Consider the following 15,505-nt stretch of genomic DNA (forward strand, 5'->3'; position numbering starts at 1 on the left):
CGCACGGGGCGGGCTCTGAATGACAATGAAAGGAGGGATAACTACTTGAACAGCCCCTTGAGCAGCTGATCCGCAACCCCCTTGACGCCTTCGCTGTCGGCCTTGTCCCCCAGCAATTTTTTCAGGCCGCGCTCGGCCTCCTTGCGGGCCTTCTCCTCCAGCAGCTTGTTGTTGCCGAGCAAGGCTTTCACGTCGAGCCGGTAGCTGGGAGCCTGCCAGTGACCGCCGATGCGCACCGGTATGGTGATCTCTTTGAGCTCATCCACATCCTTGCCGCCCTGGCCCTTGCTGCTCTCGACGATGGAGGTGAGGAACAGGAAATCCAGGGTCTCCGGCACCAGGGCTGTCTGGCCCTCGCCTTTCACCCGCAGGGCCGGGGCAAACAGCTGGATGTCGTTGGTGCGGGCCACGCCGTTGGCAATCTGGAAGCTGGCGGTGAGGGCGCTGAAGTCGGTCTTGCGGGCCTCCTTGACCTGCTCGGCCCCCTTGCCGGTCAGGGTGGCCCGCGCCTCGCGGATCATCTCCGCCAGGTTGATGCCGTGTAGGGCACCGTCGCTCAACTTGAGGCTCACCTTGCCCTGCATCTGGCTGCGCAGCGCCTGCTCGGAGAGGCCACTACCTTGTGCCTGTACCTCGAGATCCCCCTTGCCCTCCAGCAGATCGCTCTGGGCCAGGGTCTGCAGCAACGGGCGCACGTTCACCCCCTGCACCCGCTTGTGTACCTGGTAGCGGGCAGGTTGCTGACGGGCATCGAGCACGCCGTTCGCCGTCACCTGACCGCCGGCCACGCCGGCGCTGAACTGCTTGAGGCTGAGCTGGCCACCCGCCAGCGCCAGCTGCAGATCGACGGTGCTCAAGTCCAGTCCCTTCAGCCGCAGGCTGCCCAGTTGCAGCCGACCGGCCAGATCAAACGCCATGAGGGCGCTCAGATCCGGCTCCACCGCCGAGAGTGCCTGGGCCACCTTGGGGGCGGCCTCCTTGTCCGTCGCCGCCTTCACGGGAGTCGAAGGCGCTGACGCTGCGGCCTGGGTCGCTGCCGGTTTGCCGAGCCAGGCGTCGAGATCCAGCTTGTCGCCCTTGAGATCGAAGTCGACCCTGGGCACGGCGCCGAGCCGCACAACCCCCTCCCCGCTCAGCAGTGTCTTGTCGGCATCCAGCACCAGCTTGCTCAGGGTGATGGTCTGCTTGTCGAGCTCGGCGCGGGCAAAACCGGCCAGCTTGAGATCCAGTTGCGGGCGCGGCAAAGCCGAGCCTTGCAGCTTGGCGGCCAGCACCGCATCCGACACTTCCAGCAGTTGCTGCCCCTGATCGAGCCGCGCCTTGAGGGTCCCCTCCAGGGAGCCGGCCAGAGTCGGCTGGTCTGCCGCTCCCTGAGCGCCCTGCAGACTGAGCGTGAGGCTGCTCCACTGCCCCAGTGCCAGCCGGTCGGCCTTGAGGGAGAAGGCATCGAGTCGCTGTGTCGGCGCACTCAGGCTGCCGCTCAGGCTGAGATCCTTGAGTTCGCTGGCTGTCTCCTCCCGGGCCAGCTTGAGCTGAGTCTGTCCCTTGATATCGAAGGCAAGATCCCCGCGCGCGCCCCTGGCGGCCAGGGTCACAGGCACCCACTGATCCACCACCAGCTGACCCAGGTTGAGGTCGAGCTGTTCGAGGCGGGAAATGGTGCCGTCGCGATCGTCCTGCAGCAGGGCGCTGGCCTGCTCCAGCACCACACCCTGCAAGCTGATCTGCCAGGTCTGGCCATTACCCGCAGGGGGCTGGCTCTGGCCACCTGGCGCGGGCTCGCTGCCCTTGGCAGCCTCGGACGCCTTGATGAGATCGCTCAGGTTGGAGCTGCCATCGGCCTTGGTCTGGATGAAGAGGTGTGCCCCGTTCAGCGTCACCTCGCCAATCTCCAGCCGGTGGGAGAGCAGCGGCAGCAGGGCCACCGAGGCCTGACCCAGCTCGAAGCGCACCAGATCCGGCTCGGCAAAACCGGCCGGGTTGCGCAGCGCCACCTTCTCGAGGGAGAGACCCAGGCTTGGCCAGAAACGCCAGCCGATATCCCCTTGCATCACCAGCTCGCGGCCCGTGCTCTTGCGCACCTGCTCCACCAGCTGGGGCTTGAACTGATTGGGGTCGATCAGGCTCACCAGAGCGACTATGGATACCAGGGCGGCCAGCGCAAGCCCCAGCAGTATGTAGATGATCTTCTTCACGATGGACTCCTTGAATGCTGATCCTGTGACTGACTATACCACCGGGGGCGCGGCGGATGGCCCCCGCCGCCCGAAACCGGATCGCGGCGAGACAGGGATGGTCGCAGCCGGGGCTGACAACAAAAAGGGCCCCGCAGGGCCCTGATCTCAGGGGCTGACCGGCAACTGCCGGTAACCCATCTCGTACAAGGTGAAGGCATAGATGTCCGCACTCTGCTCGATCAGTTTTGCCACCGGCGTGCCCGCCCCGTGCCCGGCATTGGTCTCGATGCGGATGAGCTGGGGATGGGGGCCTGCGCCGTCAGCCTGCAGGGTGGCGGCAAACTTGAAGGAGTGGGCCGGCACCACACGGTCGTCGTGATCCGCCGTGGTCACCAGGGTCGAGGGGTAGCTGACCCCGGCCCGGATGCTGTGTAGCGGCGAGTAGCCCTTCAGGTAGTCGAACATGGCCTCGCTGTCGGCACTGGTGCCGTAGTCATAGGCCCAGCCCGCCCCGGCGGTGAAGGTGTGGTAGCGCAGCATGTCGAGCACCCCCACAGCCGGCAGGGCGACCCGCATCAGATCCGGGCGCTGGGTCATGACGGCTCCCACCAGCAGACCGCCGTTGGAGCCGCCTCTGATGGCCAGCCGGTCGGTGCGGGTGTAACCCTCGGCCTTGAGGTACTCGGCCGCGGCGATGAAATCGTCGAACACGTTCTGCTTGTTCATCCTGGTGCCCGCCAGGTGCCAGGCCTGGCCGTACTCGCCACCGCCACGCAGGTTGGCCACCGCATAGACGCCCCCCAGATCCAGCCAGTTGGCGACCGAGACGCTGAAACTCGGGGTCAGGCTCACGTCGAAGCCGCCATAGCCGTAGAGGATGGTCGGGTTGCTGCCATCGAGTTTCAGCCCCTTGCGGTAGCTGATGATGAGCGGCACCCGGGTGCCGTCCTTGCTCTGGTAGAAACGCTGCTCGGAGACATAATCCTCCGGTTTGAACGGCGCAGCCGAGGCGCGATAGAGGCTGATGGCCCCGCTGTTGGGCTCGAACTTGTAGAGAGTCGGCGGCTGGGCATAGTTCTCGAACCCGAAGTAGAGGGCGGGATCATCCTGCTTGCCGTTGAAGCCGCTCACGCTGCCGAGCCCCGGCAGCGCCACCTCGCGCACCCGCTTGCCGTCATGGTCGAACTGTTCGACCCGGGCGGTGGCGTCCACCATGTATTCGGCGAACAGATAGCCGCTGCCGCTGTGCACCGTCAGCACCTGCTGACGCTCCGGGATGAGATCGCGCCACTGTTCGGGGCCAGGATTGTCCGCCTCCACAGTCACCAGCCGGCGGTTGGGGGCGTCCCGGTTGGTCAGCAGGTAAAGCCTGCTGCCCTTGTTGTCCACCAGACTCACGTCTGCAGCCAGATCCCCCTGCACCGTCAGCAGCGGGGCCCCCTCCCGGGTCAGGTCCTTCACATAGAGGCGGTTGCCGGAGGTGGAGTCCGCCGCCGAGATGAGCAGATAGCGATCATCCTCGGTCACGGTCGCCCCCACGTAGCGGTGTTGCTGGGCCGGGATGGCGCCGAACACCAGGCGGTCCTCCTCCTGCGCCGTGCCGAGCCGGTGGAAGTAGAGCTTGTGCTGATCTGTCCTGGCCGACAGCTCGCTGCCGTCCGGCTTGTCGTAGCTCGAGTAGAAGAAACCCTCGTTGCCAAGCCAGCTGATGCCGCTGAACTTCACGTCCCTGAGGGGGGTCTCTAGCGGCTGTTTGCTCTCCACGTCCATCAGGTGGATCTCGCGCCAGTCGCTGCCCGCCAGCGACAGGGAGTAAGCAAGCGTCTTGCCGTCACGGGAGAAGCTCAGCTGATCCAGCGCCGTGGTGCCATCGGGGCTGAGCAGGTTGGGATCGAGGAACACCTCGGCCGGCTTGCCCGCCAGCTGGCGCCACAGCACGTTCTGGTTCTGCAGGCCGTCGTTCTTGAAGAAGTAGTGGTAGCGCCCCTCGCGAAACGGCGCCCCCTCCTTGGTGTAGTTCCAGGAGGCGGCCAGCTTGCCCTTGATGGCATCGCGAAACGGGATCTGCGCCAGGTAATCCTGGGTCACCCGGTTCTGGGCCCTGACCCAGGCTTCGGTCTCCGGGCTGCGATCATCCTCCAGCCAGCGGTAGGGATCGGCCACGGCCTGGCCGAAGTAGTGATCCACCTGCTCGCTCTGGCGGGTAACGGGGTAGTGAAGGCGCGCTTTCCCTGACATGGCATCCTCTTTGGTTGACTGGCCGCTGCAGGCACTCAGCAGTGACAGGGCCAGCAGGCTGACAATGGCTCGCATCGATGCGGCTCCCTGCGGTATCGGTGAAACAGGCAGGGTAGCAAAGAGTGCCGGATGGCCCAACCCCCCACAGGCTTGGCTGGCGGATGCCACTTCCCCCTGAGCCGACACTGGCATGGCTGAACGGAGTCATATGAATTTTTTCGCTTAAGTTTGCCACTTTATTTTGTTTGTTATCCGGCACTTGGGTCACAGGATGGAATAAGCAACTGACTCAGACGACTCATTCAGGATAAAGCATGCCGTACAGCTACCTATCACATCTGCGTTGCAGCAAGACCGGCGAGATCCATGATGCCGACCAGCCCCAGCAACTGAGCCGGGCAGGGGCGCCTTTGCTGGCAAGCTACGATCTCGAGGCTCTGAAGCAGGCCTGGCGCCCCACCGACCTGTTGGGCCGTCCCGCCAGCCTGTGGCGCTATCACGAGCTGCTGCCGGTACGCGATCCCGCTCACGTCGTCACCCTGGGGGAAGGGCTCACCCCGCTCTTGCCCCTGCCCACCCTGGGCAAGCAGATCGGCATACCGGATCTCTGGATGAAAGACGAGAGCATCATACCCACAGGATCCTTCAAGGCCCGCGGCGCAGCGGTCGGCATCTCCCGTGCCCGCGAGCTCGGCATCGCGCATTTCGCCATGCCCACCAACGGCAACGCCGGTGCGGCCTGGGCGCTCTACGGTGCCCGCGCCGGCCTGCGCAGCACCATAGTCATGCCGCAGGCGGCCCCCGCCATCACCCGGCTGGAAACCTCCCTGGCCGGTGCCCGCCTCTATCTGGTGGATGGCCTCATCAGCGACGCCGGTCGCCAGGTCGCCCAGGCGGTGGCGGAGCAGTCCCTGTTCGATGCCTCCACCCTGAAGGAGCCCTATCGGATCGAGGGCAAGAAGACCATGGGGCTGGAGATAGCCGAGCAGTTCGGCTGGACCCTGCCGGACGTGATCCTCTACCCCACGGGGGGCGGCGTCGGCCTCATCGGCATCTACAAGGCGCTGCTGGAGTTGCAGGAACTGGGCTGGATCAAGGGCGACCTGCCCCGGCTGGTGGCGGTGCAGGCGAGCGGCTGCGCCCCCATAGTGCAGGCCTGGCAGCAGGGGGAGCGCGAGTCGCGCTTCTGGCCCGACTCCCAGACCCTGGCCTTCGGCATCAATGTGCCCAAGGCGCTGGGGGATTTTCTGGTGCTCGATGCCCTCTATCGCACCGAGGGTTGCGCCATCGCCGTGGATGAGCGGGCAATTACCGCCGAGATCCGCCAGCTCGCCTCCCAGGAGGGCAGCTTCGTCTGCCCGGAGGGGGCGGCCGCCTTCGCCGCCGCCCGTCAGCTGCGCGAAGCGGGCTGGATCCGGGAGGGCGAGCGGGTAGTGGTGCTCAACACGGGCGCCGGCATCAAGTACCCGGACGCCATCACAGTGCTGCCCCAGCGGCTGCGCCGTGACGGGAGGATACCGGCATGACCTTCGACTGGTCCTTTGTCCTCACCACGCTGCCGGCGTTCGGCCAATCGGTCTGGGTCACGCTGTAGCTCGGCGCCCTAGTGATCCTCACCTCGCTCACCGTGGCTCTGCTCAATGTGACCCTGCTGAGCCTGCACAGGTCCTGGCTGAACAGGGTGATCCGCGTCTATGTGGAGCTGGCTCGCAACACGCCGCTCTTGATCCAGCTGTTCTTCCTCTACTTCGGGCTGCCGGCGCTGGGGTTGTCGCTGTCCGGCTTTGCCACTGCGGTGATCGCCATGACCTTCCTCGGCGGTGGCTATCTGACAGAGGCGCTGCGGGCCGGGGTGCAGGCCGTACCCACCAGCCAGCTGGAGGCGGGCCGGGCCATAGGTCTCTCCCGCTGGCAATTGCTGCGCCACGTGCAGCTGCCCCAGGCCTGGCTCGCCAGCCTGCCGGCGCTGTTTGCCAATTTCATCTTTCTGCTGAAAGAGACGACCGTGGCCTCGGCGGTGGCCGTGCCCGAGCTGCTCTACACCACCAAGAACTACATAGCCCTCTACTACAAGACCTACGAGATGCTGGCTGTGCTGACCCTGATGTGCGTGCTGATCTTCCTGCCGCTGTCCCTCGCCCTGCGGGTCGTTGAAAGGAGGCTGCAACATGGTCAGTTCGGTCACTGAGTTATCTGGACTGAGGCTGTCTTCGATGAGGGAGCAGATCGCCCCATCATCGTCATCACTCGCCCTGCGTGGATTGGAAAGGAGGGTTCAATATGGCCGGTTCGGTTACTGAGTTATTGACGCAGGCGCTGCCTCTGCTGGCCATTGGCGCAGGCCTGACCCTCGCCATCTCGCTGCTCGCCATCCTGTTCGCCACCCTGGGCGGCGTCGCTTACGGCGTGCTGGCGCAACAGGGAGGCCGGTTGGTTCGAGGGCTGCTGCGGGTTTATCTGGAGCTGTTTCGGGTGGTGCCCGTGCTGGTGTGGCTCTACCTCTTCTTCTTCGGGTTGCCGATCTTCTTCGGCCTCGATATTCCGGCCTTCTGGTGCGCCGTGCTGGTGCTCGCCCTCTGGGGCGCCAGCGAGGTGGGGGAAGTGGTGCGCGGCGGCTTGGGATCCCAGGCCCGTGGTCAACAGGAGGCTGGGCTGGCGCTCGGGCTCTCGACCTGGCAGCTCTATCGCCACGTGTTGCTGCCCCAGGCGTTGCAGCGGCTGACGCCGCCGACCATCAACATCTATACCCGCATCATCAAGACCAGCTCGCTGGCGGTGCTGATCGGGGTGGTGGAGGTGATCAAGGTGGTGGAGGTGATCAAGGTGGGCCAGCAGATCATAGAGCGCACCTATGCCTCCGTGCTCATCTACGGCCTGCTGTTTCTGTTCTTCTTATCGGTCTGCTATCCGCTCTCGCTCGCCTCGCGCCGGCTGGAGCAAAAATGGGGTAATGCGGTATGACACCTCTGCTTGAACTCAATGCTGTCAGCAAACAATTCGGCCAAAACCGGGTACTGGACGAGGTCAGCCTCACGGTGAACCCCGGGGAAGTGATCGTCATCCTGGGGCCGAGTGGCTGCGGCAAGAGCACCCTGCTGCGCACCCTCAACGGGTTAGAGCCGATTCAGGGGGGCGAGATCCGCTTCGACGGCGTGCTGCTGGATGGTGCCACCGACTGGCAACGGGTACGCCAGCGCATAGGCATGGTGTTCCAGAGCTATCACCTCTTCCCCAACCTGACTGTGCTGGAGAACGTGCTGCTTGGCCCTCTGCAGGTGCAGAAGCGGGAGCGGGCCGAAGTCTTGCTGCAGGCGGAGCAGCTGCTGACCCGCATCGGCCTGTGGGAGCGGCGCCATGACTATCCGCGCCAGCTCTCCGGCGGCCAGCAGCAGCGCATCGCCATAGTGCGGGCCCTGTGCATGAACCCCCAGGTGATGCTGTTTGACGAGGTGACCGCCGCCCTGGATCCCGAGATGGTGCAGGAGGTGCTGGAGGTGATCCGGGATCTCGCCGGCAGCGGCATGACCCTGCTCATCGTCACCCACGAGCTGGCGTTTGCCCAGGCGGTGGCGGATCGCATCGTCTTCATGGATGGCGGCCACATTCTGGAGCAGGGCGCCCCCCACCAGTTCTTCGATAACCCGAGGAGCCAGCGTGCACGCCAGTTCCTCGCCAAGTTTTCTTATACAAATGTCATCAAACGAAAGGAGTCAGCATGAAAAAAATCACCTCGGTTCTGTTCAGTGCCCTGATCGGGCTGGGCCTTGCCAGCGGCGCCGCCCAGGCGGCGGACGGTTCCCTCGCCAAGATCAAGGCCCGCGACAAGCTCATCGTCGGCGTCTTCACCGACAAACCGCCGTTTGGCTACGTGGATGAGAAAGGGCACTACGTGGGCTTTGACACGGATCTCGGTCGCCGCTTCGCCAAGGATCTGCTGGGGGACGAGAACAAGATCGAATTCGTGGCGGTCGAGCCCGCCAGCCGCATCCCCTTCCTGCAGAGCGACAAGGTGGATCTGATCCTCGCCAACATGACGGTAACCCCGGAGCGGCGTCAGGTGGTGGACTTCACCAACCCGAATCTGAGGGTGGCGGTACAGGTGCTGGTGCCGGAGAAGAGCGCCGCCAAGGGGCTGGACGATCTCGCGGACAAGACCCTGATCGTCACCACGGGCACCACGGCCGACATCTGGCTGACCCGCAACCACCCGGACTGGAAGGTACTCAAGTTCGAGAAGAACACCGAATCCCTGCAGGCGCTGGCCCAGGGTCGTGGCGATGCCTACGCCCAGGACAACCTGGTGCTGTTCAGCTGGGCCAAGGAGAACCCGGGCTATCGCGTGCTGCCCCAGAAGCTGGGCTCGGAAGATCCGATCGCACCGGCGGTGAAGAAGGGCAATATCGAGCTGCGTGACTGGGTCAACGACCGTCTCGCCAAGCTGGGGGAAGAGAAGTACCTGCTCAAGCTGTATGACCAGTATGTGCGCGACAAGTTGAGCGCCGATACCGATCCCAACGACGTGATAGTGGAAGGAGGCAAGTGGCAGGGCTGAGCCTGCCAAAAGTGCTGAGAGTGTGAAGTGTGTGAAGTCTTGGTTCCGTTGGTCCGCAAACCGCAAGGTTTGACCTTTCAGGCGTCCCCCTCGGGTGGCGCCTTTTTTTCGCATGCGAAAAAGAACCGGGCCACGGGGCCCGGTTGAAAACCCGCGCAGAGCAGGCTGTGTCACGTCGATGACACTGTTCAGGCTGCCGGACTGGCACAGGGTGCCGTCTGGCCAATCCGCCCCGGGTGCCGAAGAGGGATGAACTCCCGCCCCCGCAGGCGAATGGGGTGGCGCGCCAAGGCGCCTAAGAGTGTGCCTACTCCCGCTCCAGCGCGTGGATAGGGTCCATCCGCGCCGCCCGCCGCGCCGGGAAGAAGCCGAACAACACGCCAATCAGGCTGGAACAGAGGAAGGCCGCCAGCACGGCGCCCAGGGAGTAGCTCATGGCAAACTGGCTGCTGAAGTGCGCGAACAAGACGCCAACCAGCAGGGCGAGCAGCACCCCGGCCACCCCGCCCAGCAGGCAGACCAGTACAGCCTCGATCAGAAACTGCTGCATGATGTCGCCGGCCCTGGCCCCCACCGCCATCCGCACGCCGATCTCGCGGGTACGCTCGGTCACCGACACCAGCATGATGTTCATCACCCCTATGCCCCCCACCACCAGGGAGATGAGCGCTATCATGGCGATCAGCAGGGTCAGGGTGGCATTGGTGCTGGTGATGGTCTGGCGGATGCTGTCGGTATTGAGCACGAAGAAATCCTGAGTGCCGTGGCGCTGGCGCAGCAGCCGGGTGAGGCCGTCCTCGGCGGCGGCCAGCGCCACCTCATCCCGCACCCGCACGCTGATGCTGCGCAGATGGCTCTGGCCCAGCATCCGCTTCATGGCCGTGGTGTGGGGGATCCAGACGTTGAGGTTCTCATCGCTGCCAAACCCGCTCTGATTGCGGGCCACCACACCTATCACCCGGCATGGCAGTGTGCCCAGCAGGATCACCTGCCCGAGCGGCGACTCCCCCGCCGCGAACAGCCGATCCCGGCTGCTCGCGTCTATCACCACCTCCTGCGCCAGGCTGGCCACGCTGGCGGCATCGAACAACATGCCCTGCAGCAACCGATAGCCGCGCACCTGGAAAAACTGCTCCCCCACCCCGTTTACCGTGCCTGAGACCGCCTGACTGCCCCGGCGCAGGGTAACGCTGGTGGTCAGGCTGGGGGTCACGCTGTGCACGTAGTCGAGCCTGCTCAGGGCGTCGGCATCCTCGGCTCGCAGGGTCTGGATCGCCTCGGCCCGCCGATCACCGAAGCCGCTGCCGGGGAAGATCTCCAGGGTGCTGGTGCCCATGGCGCTGATGTTGGCCAGCACCTGCTGCTGGGAGCCGCGCCCCAGCGCCACCACGGAAACCACGGAGGCGATGCCGATTATGATGCCGAGCATGGTGAGGAAGGTGCGCATCCGCTGGGCCTGCATGGCCAGCAGCGCCATCCTGAAGGCCGAGGTGAACCTGTCCAGCCAGCCGCGCCAGGCCGTCCGGCCAGTCCGCACCGTCTCCCGTACAGGCTGGGGGGTCGCCTGTCTCTGGCGGCGATCGGCCACCACGGCCCCGTCTTTGAGCTCTATGATGCGTTCGGCCTGCTCGGCGATCCCCATGTCATGGGTCACTATCACCAGGGTATGACCCTGACCATGCAGGGCGCGCAGTATGCCGAGCACCTCGGCCCCGCTCTGGCTGTCGAGGGCACCGGTCGGCTCGTCCGCCAATATCACCTGACCGCCGTTGATGAGGGCGCGGGCAATGCTGACCCGCTGCTGCTGACCGCCGGAAAGCTGACTCGGCATGTAGTCGAGACGGGCACCCAGCCCGAGCCGCTGCAGCAGGGCCTCGGCCCTGGCCTTTCGCGCATCGCCGGCCAGTCCGGCATAGATGGCCGGCAACGCCACGTTGTCGCGGGCACTGAGATCCCCCAGCAGGTGGTAGCGCTGGAAGATAAAGCCGAAATGCTCGCGGCGCAGGGCCGCCAGCGCATCCGCCGTCAACCGGCCGGTCTCCTGTCCGGCGACCCGGTAGTGACCGCAGCTCGGCTGATCGAGGCAGCCCAGAATATTGAGCAGGGTCGACTTGCCGGAGCCTGAGGCGCCGACGATGGCCACCATCTCCCCCCGCGTTATGGTCAGATCGATCCCCTTGAGCACCTCGACTCGCCGATCCCCGTCGCCAAAATAGCGGCGGATCCCGTTCAGTTGCAGCAGTGGCTGGCTCATGATCACATCCCCATGGGCGGGCCCATGCGCCCGCTCTGCTGACTCTGGGCCGTCGACTGGCTCACCACCACGGATTCCCCGGCCTCGAGGCCGCTCAGGATCTGGGCATCCACCTTGTTGTTGAGGCCCACCTTCACCTGCCGCCATTGGGGCTGGCCCGCACCATCCACCACCTGCACCCTGTCACCGCTCAGGGCGATGGCCGGGATCACCAAGGCGCTGCGTTCGGTCGCCAGCACTATGTGCACCTGAGCCGTCATGCCGATGCGCAGGGCCCCTTCGGGGTTCTCCACCTCAAACAGGCCGTTGTAGTAGACGGCCGTGCTGGTCGAGCTGCTGCTGGTCGTGTCGTCATTGATGGAGTCGGGGGCGGGCTCGATAGCGCGCAACCTGGTCTGGTAACGGCGCTCCGGCGCCCCCAGCACGGTGAAGTAGATGGGCAGGCCGGCGCTGACCCTGATCACGTCCGCCTCCGAGATCTGCGCCTCCACCGTCATGGTGTCGAGCCGCGCCACCTTGACCATGGTCGGGGTGCTTTGCACCGCATTCACCGTCTGCCCCTGCTCCACCGGGATCGCCACTATGGTGCCCGCCATGGGGGAGACGATGCGGGTATAACCCAGATTGACCCGGGCCGTGTCCACCGCGATGCGGGCCTGCACGGATTGCGCCGTCAGCGCCCGGATGTCGGCACGGGTGGCGGTCAGGGTCGCCTCGGCGCTGTCGTAGTCGGCCTGGCTGCCGAGCCCCCGAGCCAGCACCTTGCGCTGACGCTCGAACACCAGCTGGTTGTTGCGCAGGGTCGCCCGGCGCGAGGCCAGCTGGGCCTGCACGTTGTCGAGGGCGGCTTCGGCATCCTTGAGGGCGTTCTGCTGGGTGAGATCGTCGATCTCGACCAGCAGATCGCCCTGCTTCACCTGCTCCCCGAGCGCCACGTGCAACGCCTTGATCTGCCCCGACACCTGAGCCCCCACGCTCACCAGCTGCTGGGCCTGCAGGGTGCCGTCAGCCAGCACGCTCTGCTCCAGATCGCGCCGCTCGGCCGGGGTTGTGATGTAGGACGCTGCCGGCGCCGCATCGGACGGCGCAAACAGCCAGCCGGCCGCGAGCAGCAAGAGGGCTGGCGGCAGCAGGCGAACAACGAGGAGACGGGCAGGGACCATCACGGATATCCTTGGGTGTAACAAAGGGATGAAACAAGCCAGTGCAATCTACTCCAATGTCCGGTTAAGCCTCTTGCAGGGCAGTGTAAGGATTGCGTAAAAGCAGCTGTCAGCGGGCAGCGGACACGGGAAAATGGCGTCGACCCGAGATGGAGAAGAGTGATGAAGATCCTGCTGGTGGACGATGATCTGGAGCTTGGCACCATGCTGAGCGAATACCTGGGCGGCGAAGGCTTTGCCACCACCCATGTGCTGACCGGCAAGAGCGGCGTGCAGCACGCCCTCTCCGGCAACTATGCCGCCGTGGTGCTTGACATCATGCTGCCCGACCTCAATGGCAGCGAGGTGCTGCGCCAGATCCGCCACGCCAGCCAGATCCCCGTCATCATGCTCACCGCCAAGGGGGACAACATAGATAGGGTGATCGGGCTGGAGATGGGGGCCGATGACTATGTGCCCAAGCCCTGCTACCCGAGGGAGCTGGTGGCCAGGCTGAGGGCCGTGCTGCGCCGGGTCGAGCCCGCGCCCGCCAAAACCGGCAGGGACAACAGCCTGCGCCTCGCCGGCCTGACGCTCTCCCCTGCCACCCGCCAGTGCCACTGGCAAGCGTCGCCGCTGGAGCTGACCGCCACCGAGTTCAATCTGCTGGAACTGCTGCTGCGCTCACCGGAGCGGGTGGTCAGCAAGGATGAGCTCTCCCTGCTCGGGCTTGGCCGCCCGCGCGAGCCCTATGATCGCAGCGTCGACGTGCACATCTGCAATATCCGCCAGAAACTGCAGGCGCTGGCGGGCGAAGCCATCGGCATAGAGACGGTGCGCAGCATAGGATACCGGCTGGCATGATCCTCAAGGGGCGCCTGTTCTGGAAGATACTGTTCGGCTTCTGGTTCACCATCATAATGATGAGCCAGCTGCTGTGGGTGGCCTTCAGCCTCTATCGCCACGAGGGGCCACCGGAACAGCGGATGGCGAGGCAGCTGGCCGAACGCCAGCTGGACTCGGCCGCCGCTCTGCTGCAACGCCAGGGACCGACTGCGGTTGCGGCCCTGCAGGCCAGCTGGCCCGTAGTTGAGCAAGGATTGCTGCGCCTTGAACCGGTCGTAACGGAGCAATCCACAACGCAGACCGGCCGTATCCTGCTGGGAGCCGATGGCCAGCACTACCGGCTCGACTACGACACAGCCGGCCTGCAACGGCAGCTGGCACCGCCACAACCCCGCAGCGACTGGCTCAACATGCCGCTCCCCATGTGGTGGATCGGCGGACTCGGCGGCCTCTTCTTCAGCGCCCTGCTCGCCTGGCACCTGACCCGCCCCATGAACCGGTTCAGGCAGGGGTTCGAGCGCCTCGCCCAGGGGGATCTGGGGGTTCGCCTCTACCCTCTGATGCGGCGACGCCACGACGAGATCAGCGACGCGGCCCACGACTTCGATGCCATGGCCGAACGGCTGCAACTGCTGGTGGAGAGCCGCGAGCAGTTGCTGCACGACGTCTCCCACGAGTTGCGTTCCCCCCTAGCCCGGCTGCAACTGGCCATAGGTCTGGCCCAGCAGGATCCAGCCAGGATCGAGGGATCCCTGGCGCGGATCCAGCTCGAGACCCAGCGCATGGACAAGATGATCGGCGAGCTGCTCACCCTCACCCGCGCCAGCCATGGCGAGCGGGACGGCGAGGAGTATTACGATCTGCAGGCGCTGGTCGAGGCTGTGGTGAGCGACACCCGCTACGAGGCGCAGCACCTGGGAGTCGAGATAAGGGAGCAGGCGGATGAGGAGGTCGAGTACACCATCTGCGGACAGGCGGAGCTGATCCGCCGCGCCCTCGACAACGTGCTGCGCAACGCCCTGCGCTTCTCCCAGACGGGACAGATCATCACCCTGACCCTGCAGCGGCAGGGAGCAGAGTTTGCCATCGAGGTGGCGGATCAGGGCATGGGTGTGGATGAGAGCAAGCTCTCCAGCATCTTCGATCCCTTCGTCAGAATCGGTTCCCCCGCGGCGGGCAAGGGTTATGGGCTGGGTCTTGCCATCACCCGCAAGGCCATTCAGGCCCAGGGTGGGCGGGTCGAGGCCAGAAATGGCGAGGAGGGCGGCCTGGTCGTCACCCTACATCTGCCGGGCTAGCCCCTTATTCCAGCTCAGCCATCTGGTCGCCACGCTCGAAAGCTGTGAGGCAACTCATCCCCGCAATCTTTGCAGCTGGCCGATGGCTGCGCCCGTGGAACGGAAGGCAAACTCGGTGGGCGAAATCCCAGCCAGCTTGCGCCACTCGCAGGCGGCCACATCGTCGGCTGCAACGACGACAGGTTTGTGTGCCAGCTCCAGCAGGAAGACGGTATCGCAGGTGTGATAGACCACGTCGTCATAGGGATAGACGTTGGCAAAGGAGCCGAGATAGCGAGGCGTCTCCCCCGTCAGATCCAGCCCCAGCTCCTCTTTCAGCTCCCTGACCAGCGCCTCTTCCAGCGACTCACCGGGGTCGACAAAGCCGCCGGGCAGATCCAGCAAGCCCTTGCCAGGGTCTCTCCCTCGCACCGCAACCAGCACTTCATCCTGCCAGCACAAGGCCACCATCACGGCCGACGCCACATTCTGGAAAAAATGAAAACCACAGCCACAGGCAAACTCTTTCTCGCTGCGCTTTTGCAGCGATTTGACACCACAACGCGGGCAGAACATAGGGGCAAATCTCCCATTGGAAACCAGAGGGCATTGTATGCCGATGGCCTCGCCAAATGGAAAGGCTTGATGGGCCAAGTGCATAGCGCCCCTGGGCGATGAAACAAGAAGAAATGCAAAACGAGAAGAAGCCCAGTCTTTCGACTGGGCTTCTTGTTGGTGGCGGAGCGGACGGGGAGACGGACAGAGTCCGGCTCAAGCACAAGGGACAACAGACCGGGACCGAGTTGCCAGTGGCGAGTCGCAGCCCAGTTTGTTGTTCCTTGTTTCCTTATGCCGTTCGTCAAAACCAAATAGCAAAAAGGCCTTCCCGATCGGGAAGGCCTTTCAATTTACTGGCGGAGCGGACGGGACTCGAACCCGCGACCCCCGGCGTGACAGGCCGGTATTCTAACCGACTGAACTACCGCTCCGCTGTCTGGTTAGCTTTTTGCTAAATTGTC

The 15,505-nt window shown here is 64.8% G+C and carries 11 protein-coding genes, 1 tRNA gene and 1 pseudogene; 7 read left to right on the plus strand and 6 right to left on the minus strand.

Going from position 1 to position 15,505, the window contains the following annotated elements; translation table 11 throughout:
• Nucleotides 1-41: 41 nt before the first annotated feature.
• Entirely contained in the window at nt 42-2,195 is a 2,154-nt protein-coding gene (locus AACQ95_RS03295; protein ID WP_241280563.1) for an AsmA family protein, read from the minus strand.
• 147 nt (nt 2,196-2,342) lie between these two features.
• On the minus strand, nt 2,343-4,490 hold the full coding sequence (locus AACQ95_RS03300; RefSeq protein ID WP_241280564.1) for a prolyl oligopeptidase family serine peptidase: 2,148 nt from the start codon (nt 4,488-4,490) through the stop codon (nt 2,343-2,345).
• Between the two features lie 239 nt (nt 4,491-4,729).
• On the opposite strand from AACQ95_RS03300, the gene AACQ95_RS03305 reads away from it, so the two are divergent.
• The 5 genes and pseudogenes from AACQ95_RS03305 (at nt 4,730) to AACQ95_RS03325 (ending at nt 8,967) form a co-directional block, all read left to right on the plus strand.
• Nucleotides 4,730-5,941 (plus strand): threonine synthase, encoded by a 1,212-nt coding sequence (locus tag AACQ95_RS03305; protein WP_241280565.1) that lies wholly within the window; start codon nt 4,730-4,732, stop codon nt 5,939-5,941.
• Nucleotides 5,938-6,603 (plus strand): annotated as a pseudogene (locus AACQ95_RS03310) (amino acid ABC transporter permease). Before AACQ95_RS03305 ends, AACQ95_RS03310 begins: the two are co-directional and overlap by 4 nt.
• Nucleotides 6,604-6,695: 92 nt before the next feature.
• The gene (locus tag AACQ95_RS03315) at nt 6,696-7,376 is read left to right on the plus strand and encodes an amino acid ABC transporter permease (protein ID WP_241280566.1); all 681 of its coding nucleotides are present in this window, start codon (nt 6,696-6,698) and stop codon (nt 7,374-7,376) included.
• On the plus strand, nt 7,373-8,134 hold the full coding sequence (locus tag AACQ95_RS03320) for an amino acid ABC transporter ATP-binding protein (RefSeq protein ID WP_043554110.1): 762 nt from the start codon (nt 7,373-7,375) through the stop codon (nt 8,132-8,134). Before AACQ95_RS03315 ends, AACQ95_RS03320 begins: the two co-directional genes overlap by 4 nt.
• Nucleotides 8,131-8,967: a transporter substrate-binding domain-containing protein gene (locus AACQ95_RS03325; RefSeq protein WP_241280567.1), complete on the plus strand. Its 837-nt coding sequence runs from the start codon at nt 8,131-8,133 to the stop codon at nt 8,965-8,967. Before AACQ95_RS03320 ends, AACQ95_RS03325 begins: the two co-directional genes overlap by 4 nt.
• 307 nt (nt 8,968-9,274) lie before the next feature.
• Here AACQ95_RS03325 and AACQ95_RS03330 read toward each other — a convergent pair whose 3' ends face one another.
• Both AACQ95_RS03330 and AACQ95_RS03335 read right to left on the minus strand, forming a co-directional pair.
• Nucleotides 9,275-11,221, minus strand: a complete 1,947-nt coding sequence (locus AACQ95_RS03330; protein ID WP_277604526.1) for a MacB family efflux pump subunit — start codon at nt 11,219-11,221, stop codon at nt 9,275-9,277.
• Between the two features lie 2 nt (nt 11,222-11,223).
• Entirely contained in the window at nt 11,224-12,384 is a 1,161-nt protein-coding gene (locus tag AACQ95_RS03335; RefSeq protein ID WP_241280568.1) for an efflux RND transporter periplasmic adaptor subunit, read from the minus strand.
• Between the two features lie 162 nt (nt 12,385-12,546).
• Here AACQ95_RS03335 and AACQ95_RS03340 point away from each other — a divergent pair, with 162 nt between their 5' ends.
• On the plus strand, nt 12,547-13,227 hold the full coding sequence (locus AACQ95_RS03340; RefSeq protein WP_241280569.1) for a response regulator transcription factor: 681 nt from the start codon (nt 12,547-12,549) through the stop codon (nt 13,225-13,227).
• Entirely contained in the window at nt 13,224-14,507 is a 1,284-nt protein-coding gene (locus AACQ95_RS03345) for a HAMP domain-containing sensor histidine kinase (RefSeq protein WP_241280570.1), read from the plus strand. Before AACQ95_RS03340 ends, AACQ95_RS03345 begins: the two co-directional genes overlap by 4 nt.
• A gap of 54 nt (nt 14,508-14,561) precedes the next feature.
• Here AACQ95_RS03345 and AACQ95_RS03350 read toward each other — a convergent pair whose 3' ends face one another.
• On the minus strand, nt 14,562-15,062 hold the full coding sequence (locus AACQ95_RS03350; protein WP_241280571.1) for an NUDIX hydrolase: 501 nt from the start codon (nt 15,060-15,062) through the stop codon (nt 14,562-14,564).
• A gap of 336 nt (nt 15,063-15,398) precedes the next feature.
• Nucleotides 15,399-15,475: transfer RNA gene (locus AACQ95_RS03355), tRNA-Asp, on the minus strand.
• Between the last annotated feature and the right edge of the window lie 30 nt (nt 15,476-15,505).

Origin of the sequence: Aeromonas sp. MR19, assembly GCF_963899305.1 — a bacterium.
GTDB lineage: Bacteria > Pseudomonadota > Gammaproteobacteria > Enterobacterales > Aeromonadaceae > Aeromonas > Aeromonas bestiarum.

Excerpts from the sequence above, each read along its gene's own strand:
- AACQ95_RS03300 (WP_241280564.1), bottom strand. The coding sequence starts at position 4,490 with ATGCGAGCCATTGTCAGCCTGCTGGCCCTGTCACTGCTGAGTGCCTGC.
- AACQ95_RS03305 (WP_241280565.1), top strand. The coding sequence starts at position 4,730 with ATGCCGTACAGCTACCTATCACATCTGCGTTGCAGCAAGACCGGCGAG.
- AACQ95_RS03315 (WP_241280566.1), top strand. The coding sequence starts at position 6,696 with ATGGCCGGTTCGGTTACTGAGTTATTGACGCAGGCGCTGCCTCTGCTG.
- AACQ95_RS03320 (WP_043554110.1), top strand. The coding sequence starts at position 7,373 with ATGACACCTCTGCTTGAACTCAATGCTGTCAGCAAACAATTCGGCCAA.
- AACQ95_RS03325 (WP_241280567.1), top strand. The coding sequence starts at position 8,131 with ATGAAAAAAATCACCTCGGTTCTGTTCAGTGCCCTGATCGGGCTGGGC.
- AACQ95_RS03330 (WP_277604526.1), bottom strand. The coding sequence starts at position 11,221 with ATGAGCCAGCCACTGCTGCAACTGAACGGGATCCGCCGCTATTTTGGC.
- AACQ95_RS03335 (WP_241280568.1), bottom strand. The coding sequence starts at position 12,384 with ATGGTCCCTGCCCGTCTCCTCGTTGTTCGCCTGCTGCCGCCAGCCCTC.
- AACQ95_RS03340 (WP_241280569.1), top strand. The coding sequence starts at position 12,547 with ATGAAGATCCTGCTGGTGGACGATGATCTGGAGCTTGGCACCATGCTG.
- AACQ95_RS03345 (WP_241280570.1), top strand. The coding sequence starts at position 13,224 with ATGATCCTCAAGGGGCGCCTGTTCTGGAAGATACTGTTCGGCTTCTGG.
- AACQ95_RS03350 (WP_241280571.1), bottom strand. The coding sequence starts at position 15,062 with ATGTTCTGCCCGCGTTGTGGTGTCAAATCGCTGCAAAAGCGCAGCGAG.